Raw genomic sequence first — 21808 nt, 5'->3', positions numbered from 1 at the left:
ATGGGCATCCGTTCTGGTTCAAGCTTGATCCGGAGACGGTCAAGAGACTCAAGGCGATGAGCCCACCGATCAGCGAAGCAGGCGGACAGTTCCCACCTGACCTCCAGGTAATGGAAGGGGTGCATTATGAGTAGGTCATCAGGTGCCAACGCTGACCGTCGCTGAGCTGGACCTGCCGGTTGCCGCCCCGGTGGCGGAGGACGGTGGCGGAGGATCGGCCTCCAGGTGCCGTTTCCGTCCCATGCCCCTGCCCCTTCTTGAACATCACCATGGCCAGGGGGCCCTGCGGAGAGGTGGCCACCATCTCCGCCGCCGCCACCGCCCGGGCCAGCGCCCCCTCCGAGGCGAGTGCCGCCTCCGTGGCCTCCAGCCGCCCCATGACGGCGGCCCCACCCTGCGCCTCGAACCGCGCCCCCGCCAGATGGAAGCCCGGCAGTGACTTCACCCGCGCCACCAACTGGCCCAGCGTGTGCCCGCTCAGGGTGGCCACCGCCAGAATCATCGCCCTGGCCGAGTCCTCGCCCAGCACCTTGCCGAACTCCGCGCCCGCCGCGCGCAGTTCCTCGAAGGTGGTGGCATGGTGCGCCGCATCCGCCATGCGAGCCCAGCCGTCCATCAGCCCGTACACCGTGCTCAGGCCCAGGTAGCTCATGAGCAGGAGGGTCATGCCAGCGGCGATGGCCTTGGTCGTCGGCTCGGGTACCAGCCACATCGTGCAGTAGAGCCCCACCGTCCAGACCACCATGGAAACGAGCGCTCGCACGTCCAGCAGTTCGCGCCCCAATGCGGCCTGTGTCTCGTCGAGCACGTGGCCGAGAGCGATGGACAAGGCCAGGGTGCGCCGGTCGTCGGTGCGCAGGTAGCCCCCGTCATCCAGCAGGCCCCGGCAGTCGCCCCCGCCCCGGGGCGTACACCACTGGAGATACTCCTCCCTCAGGGCCTGTTCGGCCTGGGGAGTCAGGAGGATGGGCCCCTCCTGGTGCTCGGGTATCCAGGTGTAGCCGCGGCCCGCGTAGGCCTCCAACTTCCAATAGCCCGAGGCTTCCACCCTGGACTCCTCGGGTGGCCCCAACAGCCCGAGCAACTCGTGAGCGGCTTGCCGAGGCGTTTTCTCCCCCAACCGCACATCCTGGGCGAGCCGATGAAAGGCCCGCTGGAACTCGGCCCTGGGTATGCGCACCGGCCGGGTGCCGAGGGTGCCGGGCTCCAGGAAGTCCACCACGTACACGGTGACCGACTCCAGGCCGGGCTCCACCGTGGCGACAACCCCCTCCTTGGGAGTCGGCGGAGGCGTGAGCGGGTCGTAGCGGTAGCCCGCGGAGAGGCTGCCGTGAGGGGTGCCCATGGAACAGGCGAGTTGGAAGGCAAGGACGATGAGGGCACAGGCGCCAACGCAGGGACCCAGGCGACGACCCAGAGGGCGAGCGCTGGGAAGACAATCGGACACGGCGTATCTCCGGAAGTGACGCGACACAAGAACCGTCGCTCCAGAAGGTACGCGGACCAGGGACGTGCCCGTCAAGCCACCGGGTTGACCAAGGCAGACAGGACACATCGGGCCATCTGCCAACCGGTCCGTTGTTACCTGCTCGCTCCGGCCTCGAGGGGCTCGGTCACGACCTCGACGGTGGCCGTGGTCATGAGTTGGTGGAGGGGGCCCTGGGCGGCTCAGGCCGCCTTCTCGGCGCTCTGGGCCTTGATGGCCTGGACCTCGAGGGAGATCTCGATCTTCTCGCCGACCAGGACGCCACCGGTCTCGAGCGCCTGGTTCCACTTCAGACCGAACTCCCGGCGGTCGATGGAGGTCTTCGCCTCGAAGGCGGCCTTGATGTTGCCCCAGGGGTCCTTGCCGATGCCGAGCTGCTCGGCCTCGAGCACCACCTCGCGGGTGACGTCGCGGAGGGTCAGCTTGCCGGTCACCCGGAGGCCGTTGTCCGAGGACTTCTCCACCTTCGTGCTCTCGAAGGTGATGAGGGGGAACTTCTCCACGTCGAAGAAGTCCGGCGAGCGCAGGTGCTCATCACGCTGCTGGACACCGGTGTCGATGCTCGGCGCCTCGATGCGGACGGAGACGGACGAGGCGGTGGGCTCCTGCTCGTCCAGGGACACCGTGCCGCTGAACTTCCGGAAGCTGCCGCGCACCTTGGAGATCACCAGGCGTTGTGGACGAGGCAGAAGGTAGCGGTGGCCAGTGGCCCTGATTAGATGGGGCGGGCTGGAAGAACTGTTCCACCCATGGAACGAACGCAGGAACGGGACCGGACATGGACCTCAACGAGCTCCTCGTTTTCGCCAAGGTGGTGCAGGCCGGCAGCTTCACGGCGGCGGCGCGCGGGCTGCGGATGCCCAAGTCCACCGTCAGCCGGAAGGTGTCCGAGCTCGAGGAGCGGGTGGGCGCGCAGCTGCTGCAGCGCACGACGCGCAAGCTGCGGCTCACGGACGTGGGGCAGGCCTACTACGAGCACTGCGCGCGCATCGTGGCCGAGGCGGAGCAGGCCGAGCTGGCGGTCACGCGCATGCAGGCCGCGCCGCACGGGCTGCTCCGGGTGACGGCGCCGCTCACCTTCAGCTTCCTGGGGCCGATCGTCTCGGAGTTCCTGAAGCGCTATCCGGAGGTGCAGCTCGAGCTGGTGTGCACGGACCGCTCGGTGGACCTGGTGGAGGAGGGATTCGATCTGGCCGTGCGAGCGGGACGGCTGGCCGACTCTTCACTCATCGCCCGCAGGCTCGGCAACGTCGAGCGCGTCGTCGTGGCCTCCCCGAAATACCTCCAGGAGCGGGGAGCACCCAAGAGCCCCAAGGACCTCGAGCGGCACGACTGCCTCGTCTTCGGCGCGGGGATGGAGGGGAACGTCTGGACGCTGCACTCGGGGAACAAGTCGGTCCAGGTCTCGGTGCGTGCGCGCATCGTGGTGAACGAGCCCGACATGTTGCGCGCGGTGGCGCTGGCGGGAGCGGGCATCGCGCTCCTTCCCACCCTCCCCTCCGCCACGGACCTCACCGAGGGACGCCTGCGCCGCATCCTGCCGGACTGGAGCTCGGCCGGCGCTCCGGTGCACGCGGTCTACCCGGGCACCCGGCACCACTCGCCCAAGGTGATGGCCTTCGTGGACTTCCTGCGCGAGCGCTGGCCCGAGAACCCGGCGGGCACACCGTGAGCGAGGCGCCCCGATTCCACGGATGGAACAGTGTGTCCCATGATGGGCGGCTGACGCGGAACGGTCGAAGGCCACGGGATGGGTGTCAGGAGAAACAACGCATGAGCTGGGAAGAGACGAACGACACGAGGCGGCACCCCGAGCTGGAGACGCTCATCGTCACCCGGACGCGGGATCTGGGCGATGGGTTCGAGGTGCGGCGGGCGCTGCCCTCGGCGCAGCGGCGGATGGTGGGGCCCTTCATCTTCCTCGACCAGATGGGGCCGGCGATGTTCCGCGCGGGCCATGGGTTGGACGTGAGGCCGCATCCGCACATCGGCCTGGCCACCGTCACGTATCTCTTCGACGGAGAGATCCTCCACCGGGACAGCCTGGGCATGGTGCAGCCCATCCGGCCCGGCGAGGTGAACTGGATGACGGCGGGACGAGGCATCGTCCACTCGGAGCGCACGGGGCCCGAGACGCGGGCCGCGGGCGGGAAGCTCTTCGGGCTCCAGGCGTGGGTGGCGCTCCCGAAGAAGTACGAGGAGACCGATCCTGCCTTCGTCCACCACTCCGCCGAGACGATGCCCTTCCACGAAGGAGAGGGCGTACGGATGCACCTCATCGCGGGAGCGCTCTTCGGCAAGCGCTCACCGGTGAAGACGTTCTCGGACATGTTCTACGCGGACCTGAGGCTGGAGGAAGGAGCGGGGCTGGTGCTCCCGGCCGAGCACGAGGAGCGAGCGATCTACCTCGCCGAGGGCACGGTGGAGCTGGACGGGACGGAGTTCAACGCGGGCGAGCTGCTCGTGTTCCGTCCGGGGAGCGAGATCGCGGTGCGGGCCTCCACGCAGGTGCGCATGGCCTTCCTCGGGGGCGAGCCGATGGACGGTCCGCGGTACATCTTCTGGAACTTCGTCTCGAGCTCGAAGGAGCGGCTGGAGGAGGCGAAGGCGGACTGGAAGGCGGGGCGCTTCGCCCGGGTACCTCAGGAGACGGAGTTCATCCCCCTGCCCGAGGAGCCCGCGCCCGTGCGGTATCCGTAGGGGGGTGACTACTCCCCCGTCAGTTCCTCGAAGGACGGAAGCGGAGGCGCGGGAATCAAGAACCACATCTCCTTGCGCTGGCGAACGACGAGATGGGGCTTGCCCGCGACCTCCACACGAGCCCCGAAACGGGGCTCCGCCTGAGCGCAGAGCCACTTCATGGCCTCGGACATGTCACCGAAGGAGGCCTCGACGCTCGTCACCCGCGCAGCGGCCTTCTCGACGTCCTGGAGATAATCCAGGAAGTCGTCCAGCTTTCCATTGAGCTGAATGAATTGGAGCCCGGCTACGGCGGACTTGATGGCCGCGAGGTCCTCGGGCGTACGCGCCTCTTGTTTCGCCAGCTTTCCGAGCGCGCTGAGCGTGCTCCGCAGGTCGAACTTCCCGGATGCGCTCGATGAATCGGTGCTCATGAGGTGGTTCCTAGAACAAGACGACCGGGGCCAGGATCAACACGCCTCCGGCCGCGGAAACGGCAACGAAGGCCACTCCAGCCGCCACGATGATACTTCGCAAGCACTGCGGCTCCTCGGAGTGCGGCCTGTCTCTCGGGCTTTGAGAAAGTGAACAGACCTGGGAGCCCCGCCTCGGAAGCGCTGGCCCCGTGGGCCGATGCGACACAATGCCGCACGAGCGAGCGGATCCGCCCCTGCTATGGCTGGTGTCACCTGCTCCGCTGGCCCCGCCCAGCGCATTCCGAGGTGGAAGATGAAGGTCCTCCAGAGGCCACTCCCGGCGCTGTGCCTCCTGTCCGTACTCCCCTTCCTCCAGGCGTGTGGAGGTGACGGCTCCGCCGAGAAGAAGTTCTCCGTGCGCTTCAGCCCCCAGGTGGGCACCCAGGCCCTGCGCTGCGATGCCAGCTACCCCAACATCGGCAAGTCGGGCACCACCATCGAGCTGCTCGAGTTCAAGATGTACGTGCGCGACGTCACGCTCGTGCGCGCCAACGGCGAGAAGCACGCGCTGAAGCTGGACCAGGACGGCACGTGGCAGCGGGACGCCATCGCCCTGCTCGACTTCGAGAACGGCACCGGCACCTGTGACACCGGCAGCCCCGAGACACGCCTGGAAGTGGTGGGCCGCGCCCCGGACTTCAATGACTACACCGGCCTCGAGCTCAAGGTGGGGCTGCCCGAGGAGATGAACCACCTGGACGGCGCCACCGCTCCCGCGCCGCTCAACGCCCCGGGCATGTGGTGGAGCTGGAAGGGCGGCTACAAGTTCGTGCGCCTCGAGGTGCGCAGCACGAAGAACGCCACCTGGTTCTTCCACCTGGGCGCGTCCGGCTGCACCGGCAGCACGGCCGAGGGCTACACCTGTGCCGCCACCAACCAGTCCACGGTGGCCCTGAGCGGCTTCAACCCCGAGAACAACCAGGTGGTGCTCGACCTCGCGGCCCTCTATGCGGACTCCGACCTCGACCACACCGTGGACAACAAGACGGACACCATCGCCGGCTGCATGTCGAGCCTCTCGGACCCCGAGTGCGCCGCGCTCTTCTCCCAGGTGGGCCTGATGGCGGATGGCTCGCCCCGGGACGTGCCCGCCACCTTCATCCGCGTCCGCTGAGCCACGCGAAGGCACGCCCATGCACTCCAACCTCCGCCGTCACGGGCGACCGCCGGCCCAACCCCCACACCACCCTCCTCCTGTCCACGGAGCGCAATGGCGGCGGCACCGTCGTGCTCACGCTGGAGGCCGACACGAGCGGCAACTTCTACACCACGGAGGCGGTGCCCCTGCCGGACACGCCCCTCTTCCCGAAGGTGATGAACGCCACCTCCGAGGCCTATAATTTCATGCCCTTCCCCACGGCCTCGGGCGCCTGCAACGTGTGCCACGTGGGCCGCCTGCCCGTGTTCCTCGAGTGAAAGGAGTCCCTCCAGGATGACCTCACGAGCCCTGTTGTCGTGGAGCACCGCGCTGCTGTCGGTGCTGTTGCTCACCGCGTGCGGCGAGGAGAAGAAGCCCTATGCGTGGCAGCTGCCCCCGGGCTTCCCCGAGCCCTTCGTCCCCGCGGACAACCCCATGTCCGAGGAGAAGGTGGTGCTGGGCCGCTTCCTCTTCTACGACGAGCGCCTGTCCGGCAACGGCACCATGGCCTGCGCGAGCTGCCACGAGCAGCAGCGGGCCTTCAGTGACGCCAAGGTGACGCCCAGCGGCTCCACGGGACACGCCGTCCCGCGCAACTCGCCCGGACTGGCCAACGTGGCCTACCTCGCCACGTACACGTGGGCCAACCCCGTGCTGGACACGCTGGAGAAGCAGGCCCTGGTGCCCCTCTTCGCCGAGACGCCGCTGGAGCTGGGCATGGGCACGCGCCTGGACGAGGTGCTGCAACGGCTCCGCGAGGACGCGCTCTACCTGGAGTTGTTCCGCGCGGCCTTCCCCGACGAGAAGAACCCCATCCACGAGGACAACGTCGTGAAGGCGCTCGCGTCCTTCCAGCGCACGATGCTCTCGGGCAACTCGCCCTATGACCGGTACCTCCAGGGAGACATCAGCGCGCTGTCACCCGCGGCCAAACGGGGCATGGAGCTGTTCTTCGGCGAGCGCGCCGAGTGCTACCACTGCCACAGCGGGCCGCACCTGACGAACTCCTTCCGCTCGAAGGACACGAAGCTGTCCGAGCGGGACTTCCAGAACACGGGCCTCTACAACGTGGATGGCCTGGGCGCCTACCCGGTGAACAACACCGGCCTCTTCGAGTTCACCAACAACCCGAAGGACATGGGGCGCTTCCGGGTGCCGCCGTTGCGCAACGTGGCCCTGACGGCGCCCTACATGCACGACGGCAGCATCGCCACCCTCGAGCAGGTGCTGGACTTCTACACGTCCGGCGGCCGCGAGGTGACGAGCGGACCGTACGTGGGCGATGGCCGGGCGAGCCCGCTGAAGAACCCGCTGGTGCGGCCCTTCGAGCTGAGCGCCCAGGAGCGCGCGGACCTCATCGCCTTCCTGGAGAGCCTCACGGACCTGGACTTCGTGAAGGATCCGAAGCTGAGCAACCCGTTCATCGAAGTCAACTGACAAGGCCTCGCGCCTGGCTCGTTCCAAGAGCAACCGAAACCCCACGACGGCTACCGGAGAACGCTCCCTCTCCGGGTGCGTGGTGGAAAAGTCCGTTTTCGCATATCCATCTGCATTTGCACGGAGATCGCATCCAGGCGGATGCGAAACGTGCGAGAACGCTGGAACCGGGGAGGACTCATGGCTCGTCACGTTCGCCGCCATCGGTTGCTGGGCATGGGAGTCGTTGCACTCGCGGGTCTGATGAGCGCCTGCACGGGCGAGCCACTGGAGCCCGGCGCTGGAAGCAACCACTCGCCGATGACGCAAGCGGCCACGATGATCGTCTACACCCCTCGGGGTGGGCCCGTGGACGAGTCGGACTTCGTCTGGCTCGGGCCACCGGAGAACCTGGGCGGACGGGTGCTCGAGGGGAATCCTCAAATCTTCGCCCGCGTCGACTACAGCGCGAATGGCGTGACGGCGGGGCTCTTCAAGGCGACCCGGGGCACGCTCGAGGTGACGTTCCCCTTCACGGAGCACGCCACCATCCTCCAGGGAGACGTCACCATCACGGACAGCACGGGACAGCGCCACCTGTACAAGCCGGGTGACAGCTACTTCATCCGCCAGGGACAGGTCATCACCTGGGAAGTCAAAGACAAACAGGTCATCAAGTCGTTCTTCAACGTCGTCGAGCCCCAGGAGGCCCATGTCACCCCGCTGAGGTCGCGTGACATGGAGGGAGCCCGGCATTAGAAACCGGGCTCCATGACTCCGTCGACTGCGCCTCGGACCTGCCTCGTCACGCGCCGCGAGGAGCTGGAGCAGATCCTCCAGCTCCAGGCCGCCAATCTGCGCGACCACGTCTCACCCGAGCAGGCCGTGAGCCAGGGCTTCCTCACCGTGGCCCATACGCTGGACGTGCTGGAGCGGATGCACGCGCTCGCGCCGAGCGTCATCGCGAAGGATGGGGACACGCTCGCGGGTTATGCGCTGGTGATGCCGGTGGAGGCACGTGCCTTCGTTCCCATCCTGGAGCCCCTGTTCCAGCTCCTGGAGACGCTGAGCTGGCGCGGCCGGCCGCTGCGCGAGTACCGCTACTACGTGATGGGCCAGGTGTGCGTGGCCGAGGCCTGGCGGGGCCAGGGCGTGTTCGACGCGCTCTACCGCGAGCACCGCGCGAGCTACGGCGCACGCTTCGACTGCACCGTGACGGAGGTGGCCACGCGCAACACGCGCTCGATGCGGGCCCACACCCGAGCCGGTTTCGAGCCCATCAAGACCTACCGGGACGCCACGGACGAGTGGGCCGTCGTCGTGCTGGGCCTGCGTGACGGCACACGGTAGTCCCCGGGAATGAGCGGCCCGGTTCAATGTTCCGGGCGCGCGTCTTCCGTTGTCTCTTCACCCAAGAGGGCATCACCCATGATGAATCATCGACTCACCCTTCCGACCCTTGCCGCGCTCGTCGTCCTCGCCGCGACCCCCGCGCTGGCGCAGAAGAGCATTCCGCCCGCGAAGGCTCCCGTCAGCCCCATGCAGATGGCGGCGAAGAAGCTGGATGACACCACGTACGTGAAGGTGACGTACCACTCGCCCCGCATCCAGGATCCGAAGACGGGCCAGAAGCGGGTCATCTTCGGCAAGCTGGTGCCCTATGGCGAGGTGTGGCGCCTGGGCGCGAACTCCGCCACCGAGCTGACCACGACGGGCGACATCGAGCTCGCGGGCAAGAAGCTCCCGGCGGGTACCTACGCGCTCTTCACCATTCCCCAGGCGGACAAGTGGACGCTCATCGTCAACAAGGACGTGGGCCAGTGGGGCGCCTACAAGTACAACAAGGACAATGACGTCCTGCGCGTGGACGTGCCGGTGACCAAGAGCGCGGACACCTACGAGGCCTTCACCATCGCCTTCGATGAGAAGGGCACCGCGCTCAACTTCTCGTGGGAGAACACGCTGGTCTCCGTGCCCGTGAGCCCGGCCAAGAAGGGCTGAGCGCGACGCACGGCCGGGGCCTCAGTGCACCGGGGCCCCGGAGCCGGGCGGCTGCTCTCCCAGTCCGAGCGCTGCCCGGCACGTCTTCGTGTAGAGGTCGCGGAAGATGTTGTCCGGGTCCGTCCTCTGCTTCACGGCCTGCCAGGTCTCCTTGTTCCAGATGCTCCAGAAGGTCTGCTCGTCGTAGTAGTTGTACGAGATGAGCGTCTTGGTGCCGTTGACCCGCTGCAGCTCGTCCTCGAATTCCTTGTAGATGTTGCGGCCCGGCTGCTGCTCGAGCCCGTAGACCGCGAGGTCAAGGAACAGGGGATCCTTCACGCCGGCCCACCAGCGGGGCGTCTGCCACTCGTAGTCCCACATCCGCCGGTAGGGCACGCACCACACCGGGTAGAAGTGCATCTCGCGGTGGTACCAGTCCATGAACTCGGCCGTGCGCGAGAACGGGATGAACACGTCCACGATGACCGGCGGGTTCTTCTTCGGCAGCAAGCGGTGGAAGCGCTCCGCGGCCCTCAGCACGCTGTCCGAGTGCACCAGCTTGCCGAACAGCGCCCGGCCCACGAGGCTCCTGGGCGACACGTGGGTGACGCCCCGGTCGTAGCGGTAGAGGTAGTCGTAGAGCGTGAGGTAGTCCTCCGCGCGGCGGGGAATGCTCTCGCAATACGCCTTGAGCCAGTCGTAGCGGCTCACGTACGGGGCGCGCTCCACGAAGCGGCCCACGCACAGCACGTGCTTCGCCGGGGAGAAGATCTGCCCGTCGAGGTAGTCCACATCCCGGGCGTTGAAGTAGCGCCAGATGGCTTGCTGGAAGGCCTCGAGCGTGGCGTACGTCTCGTACGTCATGTGCACGTAGGGCGCGGCGCGGATGAGCTTGAACTTCAGCTTCGAGAGCACACCGAGCGTCCCGAACGAACCGTGGATCATCTGGAACACGAGCGGGTTCTCATGCGGAGAGCAGCGCAGCACCTCTCCCTTCGCGGTGATGATCTCGTATTCCAGACACGTGTCGTGGAAGCCGCCCTCCCGGAAGGACATGGACTCGATGGAGCACCCCGCGACGGCGCCTCCGAGGGTGATGGTCTTGTGCTCGGGGACGATGATGGGCACGAGCCCGTAGCGCCACGTCGCACGGACCACCTGCTCGAAGGTGACCGCGGGCTCGGCCGTGCACGTCATCGCCACGGGATCGATCTCGAGGATCTGGTCCAGGTCGCTCAGGTCGATCTTCTCGTCGGCCCGCCGCTGGTCGTAGCGCTTGGGCACCTGATGCGGAGGTGTCTTCTTCTTGAAGGACACGGGCCGCGTGCTCGTCCGCTGCCGCAACTGCCGCGCGATCCGCTCGATCTTCGCCTCGTGACGCCCATCGCGTCGCGTGGGTTCCTCAGGCAAGAGCACGTCGGGCGCCGAGTCCATTTGCATTTCATTCCTCCGCCTTCTGAGGGTGGGGAAGCTCCCCACGCCTGGGGAGGGAGGACCCGCCCGCTCGGCCCTCGCCCGCCCGGTTGCTCAGCGGGGGTACGGGCCTGCCAGGTTACTTCGCGAGCGTGGCGCCCTCCTGCTGGAGCTGGCGGAGCACCTCTTCCTCGAACTCGCGCCCCTCGCTCCGGGCCTCGTCGGCACCACCGGAACGCACCAGGCCCGCCTTCAGCAAGCTGGAGAGGGCCTGGGAGGGCCCGGCCACCACATGCGCGACCTGGTCGGTCGTCGCCAATGCGAGCCAACGCACCTCGCTGCCCCGCGCCCGCGCCAGCGCGTTGAGGAACGTGAGCACCGCCTCCACGTCGTACCAGTCCCCGTAGGACTGGGCCCTCGTCTCGTAGCGCTTGCCCCCGCCCCAGGCGATGAGCCGGTAGGAGCCCTTGCCGGCCTCTTCCTCCTCCAACGTGGGCGGCACCTCCTCGAAGAGAACACCTGTCAGGGCGCCGGGAGCGAGCGCGGACAGCTCCCGCAGCAGGGAGTCGTGCGCGTTGGGGAACATGCCCGTCTCCGTATCGAAGACGAGGGCCCGTCCTCTCCAGAGGAGCATTTCCTCCGCGGTGGAAGCGGACTCCTCGGCAACGGCCTTGCCCGGAACAGCCGTCAGGCCGAGCCCATCCAGGTAGGCTCCGAGTGCCCCGGAGGCAGGGAAGCGCGTGAGTGCGCGCACCGTGTCCCGCATCCCCTCCGGCACGGCCCCGCGGTCCCTCGTCTTCGCCACCTCCACGGCCTTCTCGCGCGACAGCGTCGCGAGGGCTTCGAGGCAGCGAGCCACGCGCCAGTCCTTCTCGGAAGGCGCGCTGGCGCAGCCGGCGAGCAGCTCGATGCGCTCGGCGCGCGGAACCTCCTCCCGCCGGGCGAATTCATCGGGAGAGAGCGTTTCCTGGCGCAGCTGCTCGCGCGGGTCGGCGGGAGCCTCCGGACGCGAGGGCTCGTTGCGCTCGCACAGGGGCTCGCGGCCCTGGGCGCACAGGGCCTGGAAGAGGGCGCGCGCCTTGGGATGGCTCTGCCGGAACATCGCCGCCGCGAGGGTGTCGCGGAGCGAGGCGTCGGCCGTCTCCGCATGAAGCTTCAGGAGCGCTTCCGCAGCGCCCGGAGCATCCGTCTCCCCGAGCAGCATGGCGGCCGTCCGGGCGTTGATGAAGTACGGGGCCTCCTTCTCCCGGCGCACCACCTCGGCCGCCGCGCGCTCCAGCTTCGGCGAGAACGGCGCCGGAGGACGAGCGGGGTAGACGCGCCAGCGCCGTGCGTCCAGATAGGAGATAGAGGCGAAGGCGGGGGCCTCCTGCGCCTCGAAGAGGGCCTCCGCCTCCGGCTCGTCGCACCGGGCGAGCCCGAACCAGACCACCTCGCGCGCGGCGGCGGAGCGCTTCGCATCGAGCACCACGCCACGCGCCCACGCGCAGCGCCCCATGCCGCACTCGGAGAAGAGGTTCGCGTAGGCCCTGACAACCTCCGGGCTCCTGGCCCCCGAGGCCACCGCTCGATCCACCGACGCGACCAGCCGCTCGCCCATGTCGGGCTCCCCCGCGCACAGGGCATCCGTCACGTACGAGCGAGGAGGATGCTCCGGTGTCCAGGCGTTCTCTTCTCCTCGGGACAGGTCCGGCAGGGGTGCCTGGAAACGGGCGGGGACTTCGCTGTCCCGTACGTCCATCCGCGCATAACGCCAGGGTTCCACGGGAGTCGAAGCGGCTCGAGGCTCCTGACGCAAGGCCGCCGCGCTCTTGCAGGCATTCGCGCCCAGGGAGAGGACGAGCAGCAGGGGCAGGAGCAGGGACATCCGCGAGAGAAGTGAAGGGTGCATAGGGCGGGCGGCACCCTAACATCCGCACCACCCCTTGCGCTCCGCGTCATGACGAACCGCGTCGAGCCGCGCGTGCGGCGAGGACGAGGCACATGTTTGACATCGTGATTTTTTGGTTGTTACTTTCTTCGGGTATCAAAGAAAGTTGCTCGAGGGGCACAGGGAGCACCGTGCAAGGCGCCCGCCCCGTCGCAGCCACTTCCGCAGCACCCCACCTTCGCCGGAGCGTGAATTGCGTGATGACCCCACGGAATCGCCTGGTCGTGTCCTCGCTGTTGCTTCTGACGGTTGTCGTACAAACGGCGTGCGACCCGGCTGAGAAGCCCACCGCCACGCTGACGGGGGTGAGCGTCACCCCGCCCAGCATCACCCTGTCCGCCGGTGCCACCCAGCAGCTCACCGTCACCGGTACCTACAGCGATGGCTCGACGAAGAGCGTCACGGCGAACGCGACCTTCGCCTCCGACACCCCCGCCACCGCCACGGTGAGCAGCCCGGGTGGACGGGTGACCGCCGTCGCCGCCGGGACGGCCCGGATCACCGCCACCGTCTCCGGCAAGAGCGCTTCCACCACCGTGACGGTCAGCGCGTCCTCGGGACCGACGCTCTCGTCCATCGCGCTCGGCCCGAGCCCGGCCTCCGTGGTCCAGGGCGGCACGCTCCAGCTCACCGTGACGGGCACCTACAGCGACGACTCCAGCCGGCCGCTGACCACGGGCGTGACCTTCAGCTCCAACGCGGAGGGCATCGCCACCGTGAGCACCTCCGGCGTCGTCACCGGCGTCTCGGTGGGGAGCGCGACCCTCACCGCAGCGGCGGGGGGAAAGACCACGACGCTGGAGGTGTCGGTCACCGCGGCATCGACCGCGCCCGACGCGAACCAGATCGTCTTCTATGACGGCTATGGCACGGGCGTGTCCTTCGCGGACTTCGGCGGCGCCGCCAACAACGTCACCGTCGACGCCACCGAGACCTTCAACGGCCGCAAGGTCATCCACTTCCAGGTCACCAGCACCGGTACGTACTCCGGCGGCGCCTGGGTCACCTCGACGCCCCGGGACCTCTCCGCCTACAACGCGCTGACCTTCTGGGCGAAGGCGAGCAAGGCCGAGACGCTCAACGTGACGGGCATCGGCAACGACGCGGGCACCGGCTCCGGTACCGGCTTCGCCAGCGAGCGGACCTCGCTCGAGCTCACCACGGCGTGGCGCAAGTACACCCTCCCCATCCCCAACCCGGCCCGGTACAAGAACGTGGGGGGCCTCTTCCACGTCGCCGACGCACCCGACGGCTACACCCTCTACCTCGCAGACGTCATCTACGAGCACCTCGGCTCCGGCGTGCTCGGCGCGGCCACGGCCTCCATCGGCAACGGCAACGCCAACACGGCGTCGGTCGCGACGGCCGGAACCCGCCCCATCGACGCGAGCCAGAACCAGGCCGTCTTCACCGTCGCGGGCGATCCGGGCAGCCCCGTCACCTTGAAGCCGGTGGCCAACACCTTCTTCGACTTCACCTCGTCCGATGCGGCGATCGCCTCGGTCAACAGCAGCGGCGTCATCACCGGCGTGGCCGCGGGCGGCCCGGTGACCATCTCCGCCCGGCTGGGTGACGTGACGGCCAGCGGCTCCTTCGCCATCACCGTCACCGGCGTGCCGAGCCAACCGGCCACGCTGCCTCCCACGCCTTCCCATGCGGCCGGGGCGTCCGTGTACTCGCTCTACAGCTCCGGGCCGGGCGGCTACTCGGGCACGGCCTCCGACCAGAGCGCCAAGGTGGACACGTGGCGGACGAGCTGGAGCGCCGGGTCCGGTGGTGAGCCGTTCACCCTCACCACCAGCGAGGGCAGCGCCGCCCCCCTCAAGTACGTCTTCAGCAGCCCCTCGGCGACCTACATCGGCGTCGAGTTCTACGGCACCAGCGGTGCCAACCAGATCGACGCCGAGGGACGGGGGCTCACCAAAATGCACCTGGACCTGTGGACGCCGGACAACACGACCAACTTCCAGGTGAAGCTGGTCGACTTCGGGCCCGACGGCGTCTACAGCGGCCCCGGTGGCGACGACACCGAGGGAATCGCCACCCTCACGGCCGACTCCACGCCGCCGCTCTCCGCCGGAACCTGGCTGTCCTATGAGCTGACGCTGGCCAGCGACTTCCCGGGTCTGGCGAACAGGCACCACCTGGCCCAGATGGTCCTGATCGCGCCCAACGGCGGCACGATGTTCATCGACAACATCTACTTCCACCCGTAGCGGCAAGGGTGTTCGCCGGCGCCGTGGCCTCGAGGGGCCCGGCGCCGGCATCCACCTGCCATCCCATGCGTTCCCTCGTATTGGAGGGAAAGCCGAATTTTCGCGTTGCGTATCGCCCGGGGACGCGAATCCGCGCAAAATGGAGGGAGAGCCGTCCGTGTCCGAGTGGAACCAGGGCAGCCGGGCGGCAGGGGAGGCTCACGAATGGAAGTCAAAGGCGTTGCGTTCCTGGCCCGGCAGGCCCACGCGGAGCAGACCTTCGGCACGGCGACGTGGCGCGCGTTCCTCGCCGAGCAGGCGCAGAGGGACCCCATCTTCTCCCAGCCGGTAATGCCGGTGACGCGCATTCCGGCGGACGCCTTCCTGCGGCTCAACGACGCCATGACCCAGCAGTTCTACGCGGGGGATCCGCAGGCCTACTGGAAGTACGGCGTGAAGTCCGCCGAGTACGCGCTGAGCCTGGGCCAGCTCAAGCCACTCTTCAGCAAGGGAGAGTACCAGCGCTTCGCCATGTTCACCCCGGGCATCTGGAAGGGCTACTTCACCCAGGGCGAGCTGACGGCGCAGCTCCAGGGGAACGTGTTGGAGTTGCGCATCACGGGCGTGCCCCGGCCGCACATCTACTTCGAGCTGTCGGTGATGGGCTTCGCGTCCGGTGGGCTCTCCTACCTGAGCAGCAAGGAAGTTCCGCACGAGGTGGGCAAGGGCTTCAGCCGGGGCGACATGGAGGTCGCCTACCGCTTCACCCTGCCCTCCTGAGTCGAGCGCAGCCGCGGCTCAGCACAGTGCAGGCGTATCTCCTGCCCCGGTACTCCGGGCGGAGTATCTTCGCGCCCCGCATGAGACGAACGCTCCCGTTGTTCCTCCTCCCGTTGTTGCTGGCCAGTTGCGAATGGGTGGCCGACCCGCTGTCCTTCACCCGGGAAGACGTTCCCCGGTACAAGGCCCGGGCCGAGCACCCCGCACCGGTGGCCAACCCCACCTCACTCAAGGTGATGGCGTGGAACGTGAAGTACGGTGCCTGCCGCATCGACTTCTGGTTCGACTTCTGGGGAGACCGCGTCCAGATGTCCGAGTCAGAGGTGACGGACTGTCTCACCCGGGTGGCGGCGCTCATCCGCGAGTACGACCCGGACATCCTCATGACGGAGGAGATCGAGGTCGACTCCAAGCGCAGCGCCTACATCGACCAGGTGCGCTTCCTGCTGGAGAACACGAACCTCCGCTATGCGGCCTACATGTCCACGTGGGACTCGCGCTACGTGCCGTCCGAGGGCGTGGGCCGCATCAACCTGGGCAACGCCATCCTCTCGCGCTACCCCATCACCAAGGCCGAGCGCATCCGGCAGCAGGACCGCACGGATCAGGATCCGGTGACGTCGACGTTCTACATCAAGCGAGCCATTGGCCGGGCCGAGGTGGACGTGGGCAACGGCCGGACCATCGCCGCGTACGTGGTGCACACCGAGGCGTATGACCAGGACGGCACCAAGCAGAAGCAGATCCAACAGATATATGACGTCCTCCGGGCGGAGACGCTGCCCTGGGTGATTGGAGGAGACTTCAACGAGCTGCCGCCCGTCTGCGACGAGCGCGCGGCGGCGGGGACCCCCGGGTCCTGTGAGGGCAAGATGAGGCTCTCGGGCTTCCTGGACGAGCGCGAGAGCAGCAAGGGCAGCGATTACGAGCAGCCGCCCTACACGCCCAGCGTGATGAAGCGCTTCCATGACGACTTCGAGCCCTCCATCTCCCTGGCCCGCTACGGCGTGGGCGAGGAGAACCAGCGGCCCTTCTTCACGCACTCGGTGCTCGGACCGGACAGCGTGAATGACCAGGGCGTGCGTGGCACGTGGAACCGCACGTTGGACTATCTCTTCATCCGCAAGGGCGAGGTGTGGACGGACACGGACGTCATCCAGGGGCCCGGGCGTCTCGGGGTCCAGAGCGATGCCAGCCGTCTGTCCGATCATGCCCCCGTCGCCGGTACCTGGAGGCTGCCATGAGAGCCCTGTTGATGGCGGTACTGCTGTGCAGCGCCCTGATGGGCAGCACCGGGGCCCTCGCGCAACCGATGCCGGCCCGGGACACCGCGGACGTGGGCCCCCGGGGCTCCTGGAGCGTGGGCGTGTTCAACCCGCTGCGCATCGCGTTCCACGACAGCGTCGAGCTCCAGACCCATCCCCTGCTCTTCTTCGTGGCGCCCCACGTGGATGCCCGCTTCGCGCTGCTGCGCTCGCCCCTGCGGCTGACGGCCGAGGCCGGACTGTCCATGCCCACGCTCGCCATGCGGCTGGTGAAGGGCTACCTCTTCCCCAGTTGGGACACGAGCCAGAACGACATCGGGTGGATGCTGATTCCGCGGGCGGGGCTGTTGCTCTCGGGGAACGTGCTCGAGCACGACGTGTGGACGCTCCGGGCGGAGGCGGCCTTCCGGGTTCCGCTCGGCCCCAACAGCGCCACGCCGCTCAACTCCTTCCTCACGCCGTTGGATCTCGTGCTCGCGGCACCGCTCACGGGCTTCCGCTCGCGGGTGGGAGGCGCCTATGACCACGCCTTCAACGACCGCCTGCGCCTGCGCGGAGAGCTGAACCTCTACGTCACCGGCTCCCAGGGCCACCTCATCGCCTCGGGCCAGGACGAGGGGCCCATCGCCTCCGTGTCCCCGCTGGTGCTCACGGCCCACGTGGGCGTGGACATCGCCCTCTTCCAGCACAGCCGCCTCACCGCTGGCGTCCTGTGGGCCAACGCGGACCAGGGCGCCACTCGCGTGCTCGAGGGCGCCGATGGTTTCAGCGAGCGCGTCCGCGTCCGGAGCAACGACTTCCTCCCGACGCTGGACTTCATCTGGCAGGGGTTTTGAGCGGAACGCTCAGCTGTCCTTCTTGATCTGCTGGGCGAGGTAGTGCGCCTCGCCCACCTGCTTCATCAGCTCGAGCTGCGCCTCGAGCCAGTCGATGTGCTCCTCGGTGTCCTCGAGGATGGTGTCCAGCAGCTCCCGGCTGCCGTTGTCCCCCAGCGTGCGGCACAGCTCGATGCCCTCGTTGAGGCGCTTCTGCGAGCCGAGCTCCAGCTCCAGGTCCAGGCGAAGCATCTCGGGGATCGTCTCCCCCACGTTCACCTTGCCCAGGCGCTGCAGGTTGGGCAGGCCCCCCAGGAAGAGGATGCGCCGCACGAGCCGGTCGGCGTGCTTCATCTCGCCGATGGACTCCTCGTAGATCTTCTTCTGCAGCCGCTCGTAGCCCCAGTTCTCCGCGATGCGCGCGTGGAGGAAGTACTCGTTGATGGCCGTCAGCTCGGTCGTGAGGATCTCGTTGAGCAGGTCGATGATCTGGGGGTTGCCTTTCATAGGGCCGGGGACGCTAGTTGCAGCGCGGGCACCGCACAACCGTCCCGGCAGGCGGAACGGGCGTTGGCACCCTGACGGCACTCCTTGATCAGATCCGCGATCTGCTCCTGGCAACCCCCACACCCGGTGCCCGCCCGGCAGGCCTGCCCGATGGCTTCCACGCTCCGGGCTCCCTCGGAGATGCGGGCGCGGATGGTTCGGTCCGAGACGACATGGCAGAGGCAGACGATCATTCGAGGCTCACACGACGAAGGGCCACACCACGTGGCCCCAAGTTGCAATTGAGAATAATTCGCAATACCGACTCCGTCAAGCACCCCCCCGGGCGGGCCGGAGACCCTGGCGGCTCCATCTCGTGCTCCCGAAGTGGAGGGGAATCGTTCAATCTTTCCGGGCTGTCCGCGTTTTCCCCCGGTACGCAAAGGAAAGAACCCCATGAAGCTCTTCACGAGAGGATCAGCGCTGTGTGCGTTGATCCTGGCGGTCTCGAGCGCCCCCGCGCTCGCTGGCACGGCGACGGTCTACTACTACACGCCCTACAAGGCCTGGACGTCCGCCTACATCCATCACGACGCCAGTGGCACCTGGACGGCCGTGCCGGGCAACGCGATGAGCGCGGCCTGCACGAACTGGGTGACGAGGGTCATCACCACGGGCTCGGCCACCACCTTCCAGGCGGTCTTCACCGACGGCCAGAACCGCTGGGACAATCTCAACAACCAGTCGGGTGCCAACTACGTCATCCCCACGACGGGCACCCACCAGGTCAAGAACGGCCAGCTCCTGGCCAACACGGGCTCTCCGTGTGCCGCCGATACCCAGGCGCCCACCGCGCCGGGCGCGCTGACCGCGGGCACGGTGACGTCCACGTCCATCTCCTTCTCGTGGACCGCCTCCACCGACAACGTGGGCGTGGTCCGTTACGACGTCTACCGCGCGGGCACGCTCATCGGCTCGGCCACCAACACGAGCTACACCGATACCGGACGCATCCCCTCCACGGCCTACAGCTACACCGTGAGGGCCGTGGACGCAGCGGGCAACGTGTCCGCCGCCAGCCCTGCCCTGTCCGTCACCACCCCCGCGGGCAACAAGGCCGAGGTCTATTACTACACGCGCACCCGCGCCTGGACCGCCGTCAACATCCACTACGCGCCCACCGGTGGCGCGTGGACCGCCGTGCCCGGCGTCGCCATGAACGAGACCGCCTGCACCGACTGGGTGAAGAAGACCGTGGACCTGGGCCCGGCCACCGGCATGAAGGCGGCGTTCAACAACGGCACCACCTGGGACAACAACAACGGCACGGACTACTCCCTGGGCACGGGGCTGATCACCGTCAGGGAGGGTGTCGTCACCGCCAATGCCTCCACTCCGTGCGTGACGCTGCCGCCGGATACCTCCGCGCCGTCCATTCCCTCGGGCGTCATCGCCACGGCCTCGGGGACGCAGATCAACCTCTCCTGGAGCGCCTCGACCGATGACCGTGGCGTCACGGGCTACGAGCTGGTGCGCACCGGGGGAACCCAGGGCACGCAGACCTGGACCACCTCGCTCACCCGCTACAGCGACACCGGCCTGACGGCCCAGACCGCCTACAGCTACACCGTGAAGGCCTTCGACGCGGCCGGCAACAAGTCCTCCGCCAGTGCCTCGGTGTCGGCCACCACCGGCAACGCGCCGCCTCCGGCTCCTCCGGGAGAACCCCTGGGCGGAGACATCCGCGAGGACTCCATCTACTTCGTGCTCACCGCGCGCTTCTACGATGGCGACTCGTCCAACAACCGCGGGGGCAGCATGCACGTCAAGTCGGGCAACGCCGCCAACAACGACCCCATGTTCCGCGGTGACTTCAAGGGCCTCATCCAGAAGCTCGACTACATCAAGGCCCTGGGCTTCTCCGCCATCTGGATCACCCCCGTGGTGCTCAACCGCTCGGACTACGACTACCACGGCTATCACGGCTGGGATTTCCACAAGGTGGATCCGCGCCTGGAGTCCGCGGGAGCCACCTACCAGGATCTCATCAACGCGGCCCACGCCAAGGGCATCAAGATCATCCAGGACGTGGTCTACAACCACTCCAGCCGCTGGGGCGCCAAGGGGCTGTGGAGCGCCAAGGTCTACGGGGTGCGCGACAGCCAGTGGAGCTGGTACTACGACGCGCCCGTCTCCGGCTTCACCTATGACGGGCTCACCGTCGAGCCCACCAGCGGGAAGTCCTATTACAACGGGGACCTGTGGTCGACGTCCGAGCCCGCGGGCAACACGTGCCGCAACTGGGGCGTGCCCACGGGGGGCTACAGCGCCGAGGGCTACAAGCTCTACAACTGCCAGTGGCCCAACCCCACCTCGGGCATGTTCCCCTCGCAGTACTTCCACCAGTGCTGGATCGGAAACTGGGAGGGCGAGGACTCGCGCAGCTGCTGGATTCACGAGGACCTGGCGGACTTCAACACCGAGAGCACGCCGGTGCAGCAGTTCCTGGTGGACGTCTACAACAAGTACATCGACATGGGCGTGGACGGCTTCCGCATCGACACGGCGGTCCACATTCCGCGCGTCACCTGGAACCGGCGCCTGCTGCCGGCGGCCCACCAGCACGCCGAGGAGAAGTTCGGCGCCAAGGGCCGGGACTTCTTCATGTTCGGCGAGGTGGGCGCGTTCGTGAACGACAAGTGGAACCGCGGCTCGCCCAACCACTCGGCGCAGTTCTTCACGTGGAAGGAGCGCAAGACCTATAGCGCGGATGACACCGCGGCCGCGCTCGAGCAGTACAACTACGAGCAGACCCAGGGCACGGCCAACCAGCCCACGTCCACCAATGCCTTCCTCCAGGGCAACCTGTACCACGCTCCGGATCACAGCCAGTTCTCCGGCATGAGCGTGATCGACATGCGCATGCACATGAACTTCGGCGAGGCCAGCAATGCCTTCTGGAACGGCAAGGACTCGGACGACAGCTACAACGACGCCACCTACAACGTGGTGTACGTGGACTCGCACGACTACGGCCCCAACAAGTCCGGCACCCGCTACGCCGGAGGCACCGACGCCTGGGCCGAGAACATGAGCCTGATGTGGACCTTCCGCGGCATCCCCACGCTGTATTACGGCTCGGAGATCGAATTCCAGGCGGGCAAACAGATCGACTGCGGCCCCACCTGCCCGCTGGCCACCACCGGCCGCGCCTACTACGGCGACAACCTCGAGGGCAGCGTCACGGCCTCCGACTACGGAGTGGTGGGCAGCGCCTCCGGCAAGGTCTCGGAGACGCTCGGCAAGCCGCTGGTCAAGCATCTGCAACGCCTCAACCAGCTGCGCCGTAGGATTCCCGCGCTCCAGAAGGGGCAGTACTCGACCGAGGGCGTCACGGGGACCATGGCCTTCAAGCGGCGCTTCACCGATGCGGCCAGGGGCGTGGACAGCTTCGCGCTCGTCACCGTCTCCGGGGGAGCCACCTTCAGCGGCATCCCCAATGGGACCTACCAGGACGCCATCACCGGTGATGTGAAGACCGTGACCAACGGCTCGCTGACGGCCAGCGTCACCGGCAAGGGCAACCTCCGCGTGTATGTGCTCGACCTGCCCGGCAACCCGGCGCCTGGCAAGGTGGGCTCGGATGGCCCGTACCTGAAGCCCTGACGGGCGGTGGCTCCAGGAACCCGCGGGCTGCTGCTTCGCGGGTTCCCGGGGCACGGCGGTCGCCGTGGCTCGTGCCGGTTGCC

General features: G+C 67.8%; 20 protein-coding genes. 13 read left to right on the top strand and 7 right to left on the bottom strand.

The window, feature by feature from the left end; genetic code table 11:
* Positions 1-124: 124 nt before the first annotated feature.
* Both VFZ09_RS19795 and VFZ09_RS19790 read right to left on the bottom strand, forming a co-directional pair.
* Complete coding sequence (locus VFZ09_RS19795; RefSeq protein WP_329729170.1) at positions 125-1345, bottom strand: hypothetical protein; 1221 nt, start codon at positions 1343-1345, stop codon at positions 125-127.
* Between the two features lie 323 nt (positions 1346-1668).
* On the bottom strand, positions 1669-2202 hold the full coding sequence (locus VFZ09_RS19790) for a YceI family protein (protein WP_329729173.1): 534 nt from the start codon (positions 2200-2202) through the stop codon (positions 1669-1671).
* Between the two features lie 62 nt (positions 2203-2264).
* Here VFZ09_RS19790 and VFZ09_RS19785 point away from each other — a divergent pair, with 62 nt between their 5' ends.
* Positions 2265-3158, top strand: a complete 894-nt coding sequence (locus VFZ09_RS19785; protein ID WP_329729169.1) for a LysR family transcriptional regulator — start codon at positions 2265-2267, stop codon at positions 3156-3158.
* A gap of 101 nt (positions 3159-3259) precedes the next feature.
* A complete protein-coding gene (locus VFZ09_RS19780; protein ID WP_329729168.1) occupies positions 3260-4186 on the top strand; it encodes a pirin family protein in 927 nt (308 codons plus the stop codon).
* A gap of 8 nt (positions 4187-4194) precedes the next feature.
* On the opposite strand, the gene VFZ09_RS19775 is transcribed toward VFZ09_RS19780, so the two are convergent.
* Positions 4195-4599 (bottom strand): hypothetical protein, encoded by a 405-nt coding sequence (locus tag VFZ09_RS19775; protein ID WP_329729167.1) that lies wholly within the window; start codon positions 4597-4599, stop codon positions 4195-4197.
* A gap of 295 nt (positions 4600-4894) precedes the next feature.
* Between VFZ09_RS19775 and VFZ09_RS19770 the strand changes: the two genes are divergently transcribed.
* The 6 genes from VFZ09_RS19770 to VFZ09_RS19745 all read left to right on the top strand — a co-directional run bounded on the left by VFZ09_RS19770 (position 4895) and on the right by VFZ09_RS19745 (position 9196).
* Entirely contained in the window at positions 4895-5755 is an 861-nt protein-coding gene (locus VFZ09_RS19770; RefSeq protein WP_329729166.1) for an MbnP family copper-binding protein, read from the top strand.
* Positions 5756-5868: 113 nt separating this feature from the next.
* Complete coding sequence (locus tag VFZ09_RS19765; RefSeq protein ID WP_329729165.1) at positions 5869-6057, top strand: hypothetical protein; 189 nt, start codon at positions 5869-5871, stop codon at positions 6055-6057.
* A 16-nt stretch (positions 6058-6073) separates the two neighbouring features.
* A complete protein-coding gene (locus VFZ09_RS19760) occupies positions 6074-7216 on the top strand; it encodes an MbnH family di-heme enzyme (protein ID WP_329729164.1) in 1143 nt (380 codons plus the stop codon).
* Positions 7217-7396: 180 nt separating this feature from the next.
* The gene (locus VFZ09_RS19755) at positions 7397-7954 is read left to right on the top strand and encodes a cupin domain-containing protein (protein ID WP_329729163.1); all 558 of its coding nucleotides are present in this window, start codon (positions 7397-7399) and stop codon (positions 7952-7954) included.
* A gap of 12 nt (positions 7955-7966) precedes the next feature.
* Positions 7967-8545, top strand: a complete 579-nt coding sequence (locus VFZ09_RS19750; RefSeq protein WP_329729162.1) for a GNAT family N-acetyltransferase — start codon at positions 7967-7969, stop codon at positions 8543-8545.
* 78 nt (positions 8546-8623) lie between these two features.
* A complete protein-coding gene (locus VFZ09_RS19745) occupies positions 8624-9196 on the top strand; it encodes a DUF2911 domain-containing protein (protein ID WP_329729161.1) in 573 nt (190 codons plus the stop codon).
* A gap of 21 nt (positions 9197-9217) precedes the next feature.
* Here the strand turns inward: VFZ09_RS19745 and VFZ09_RS19740 are convergent, their stop codons facing one another.
* Positions 9218-10615, bottom strand: a complete 1398-nt coding sequence (locus tag VFZ09_RS19740) for an FAD-binding oxidoreductase (RefSeq protein ID WP_329729160.1) — start codon at positions 10613-10615, stop codon at positions 9218-9220.
* Positions 10616-10727: 112 nt separating this feature from the next.
* Entirely contained in the window at positions 10728-12479 is a 1752-nt protein-coding gene (locus VFZ09_RS19735; RefSeq protein WP_329729159.1) for a hypothetical protein, read from the bottom strand.
* Positions 12480-12718: 239 nt separating this feature from the next.
* On the opposite strand from VFZ09_RS19735, the gene VFZ09_RS19730 reads away from it, so the two are divergent.
* From VFZ09_RS19730 to VFZ09_RS19715, 4 genes are all read left to right on the top strand, one after another.
* Entirely contained in the window at positions 12719-14734 is a 2016-nt protein-coding gene (locus VFZ09_RS19730; RefSeq protein ID WP_329729158.1) for an Ig-like domain-containing protein, read from the top strand.
* Between the two features lie 204 nt (positions 14735-14938).
* Positions 14939-15493, top strand: coding sequence for a hypothetical protein (locus VFZ09_RS19725; protein ID WP_329729157.1), 555 nt, complete (start codon positions 14939-14941; stop codon positions 15491-15493).
* A gap of 80 nt (positions 15494-15573) precedes the next feature.
* Entirely contained in the window at positions 15574-16737 is a 1164-nt protein-coding gene (locus tag VFZ09_RS19720) for an endonuclease/exonuclease/phosphatase family protein (protein ID WP_329729156.1), read from the top strand.
* Positions 16734-17594 (top strand): hypothetical protein, encoded by an 861-nt coding sequence (locus tag VFZ09_RS19715; protein WP_329729155.1) that lies wholly within the window; start codon positions 16734-16736, stop codon positions 17592-17594. Before VFZ09_RS19720 ends, VFZ09_RS19715 begins: the two co-directional genes overlap by 4 nt.
* A 9-nt stretch (positions 17595-17603) precedes the next feature.
* Here the strand turns inward: VFZ09_RS19715 and bfr are convergent, their stop codons facing one another.
* Positions 17604-18080, bottom strand: a complete 477-nt coding sequence (bfr, locus tag VFZ09_RS19710) for a bacterioferritin (protein WP_329729154.1) — start codon at positions 18078-18080, stop codon at positions 17604-17606.
* Positions 18077-18313, bottom strand: a complete 237-nt coding sequence (locus VFZ09_RS51660; protein ID WP_414640719.1) for a (2Fe-2S)-binding protein — start codon at positions 18311-18313, stop codon at positions 18077-18079. Before VFZ09_RS51660 ends, bfr begins: the two co-directional genes overlap by 4 nt.
* A gap of 202 nt (positions 18314-18515) precedes the next feature.
* On the opposite strand from VFZ09_RS51660, the gene VFZ09_RS19705 reads away from it, so the two are divergent.
* On the top strand, positions 18516-21725 hold the full coding sequence (locus VFZ09_RS19705) for a carbohydrate binding domain-containing protein (RefSeq protein WP_329729153.1): 3210 nt from the start codon (positions 18516-18518) through the stop codon (positions 21723-21725).
* Positions 21726-21808: the final 83 nt, after the last annotated feature.

Source organism: Archangium sp., from assembly GCF_036277355.1.
GTDB lineage: Bacteria > Myxococcota > Myxococcia > Myxococcales > Myxococcaceae > Archangium.
Note: the sequence above shows the minus strand (reverse complement) of the source record. Positions and strands in the feature narration are given on the sequence as shown.

Excerpts from the sequence above, each read along its gene's own strand:
- VFZ09_RS19795 (WP_329729170.1), bottom strand. The coding sequence starts at position 1,345 with ATGGGCACCCCTCACGGCAGCCTCTCCGCGGGCTACCGCTACGACCCG.
- VFZ09_RS19785 (WP_329729169.1), top strand. The coding sequence starts at position 2,265 with ATGGACCTCAACGAGCTCCTCGTTTTCGCCAAGGTGGTGCAGGCCGGC.
- VFZ09_RS19780 (WP_329729168.1), top strand. The coding sequence starts at position 3,260 with ATGAGCTGGGAAGAGACGAACGACACGAGGCGGCACCCCGAGCTGGAG.
- VFZ09_RS19775 (WP_329729167.1), bottom strand. The coding sequence starts at position 4,599 with ATGAGCACCGATTCATCGAGCGCATCCGGGAAGTTCGACCTGCGGAGC.
- VFZ09_RS19770 (WP_329729166.1), top strand. The coding sequence starts at position 4,895 with ATGAAGGTCCTCCAGAGGCCACTCCCGGCGCTGTGCCTCCTGTCCGTA.
- VFZ09_RS19760 (WP_329729164.1), top strand. The coding sequence starts at position 6,074 with ATGACCTCACGAGCCCTGTTGTCGTGGAGCACCGCGCTGCTGTCGGTG.
- VFZ09_RS19755 (WP_329729163.1), top strand. The coding sequence starts at position 7,397 with ATGGCTCGTCACGTTCGCCGCCATCGGTTGCTGGGCATGGGAGTCGTT.
- VFZ09_RS19750 (WP_329729162.1), top strand. The coding sequence starts at position 7,967 with ATGACTCCGTCGACTGCGCCTCGGACCTGCCTCGTCACGCGCCGCGAG.
- VFZ09_RS19745 (WP_329729161.1), top strand. The coding sequence starts at position 8,624 with ATGATGAATCATCGACTCACCCTTCCGACCCTTGCCGCGCTCGTCGTC.
- VFZ09_RS19740 (WP_329729160.1), bottom strand. The coding sequence starts at position 10,615 with ATGCAAATGGACTCGGCGCCCGACGTGCTCTTGCCTGAGGAACCCACG.
- VFZ09_RS19735 (WP_329729159.1), bottom strand. The coding sequence starts at position 12,479 with ATGCACCCTTCACTTCTCTCGCGGATGTCCCTGCTCCTGCCCCTGCTG.
- VFZ09_RS19730 (WP_329729158.1), top strand. The coding sequence starts at position 12,719 with ATGACCCCACGGAATCGCCTGGTCGTGTCCTCGCTGTTGCTTCTGACG.
- VFZ09_RS19725 (WP_329729157.1), top strand. The coding sequence starts at position 14,939 with ATGGAAGTCAAAGGCGTTGCGTTCCTGGCCCGGCAGGCCCACGCGGAG.
- VFZ09_RS19720 (WP_329729156.1), top strand. The coding sequence starts at position 15,574 with ATGAGACGAACGCTCCCGTTGTTCCTCCTCCCGTTGTTGCTGGCCAGT.
- VFZ09_RS19715 (WP_329729155.1), top strand. The coding sequence starts at position 16,734 with ATGAGAGCCCTGTTGATGGCGGTACTGCTGTGCAGCGCCCTGATGGGC.
- bfr (WP_329729154.1), bottom strand. The coding sequence starts at position 18,080 with ATGAAAGGCAACCCCCAGATCATCGACCTGCTCAACGAGATCCTCACG.
- VFZ09_RS51660 (WP_414640719.1), bottom strand. The coding sequence starts at position 18,313 with ATGATCGTCTGCCTCTGCCATGTCGTCTCGGACCGAACCATCCGCGCC.
- VFZ09_RS19705 (WP_329729153.1), top strand. The coding sequence starts at position 18,516 with ATGAAGCTCTTCACGAGAGGATCAGCGCTGTGTGCGTTGATCCTGGCG.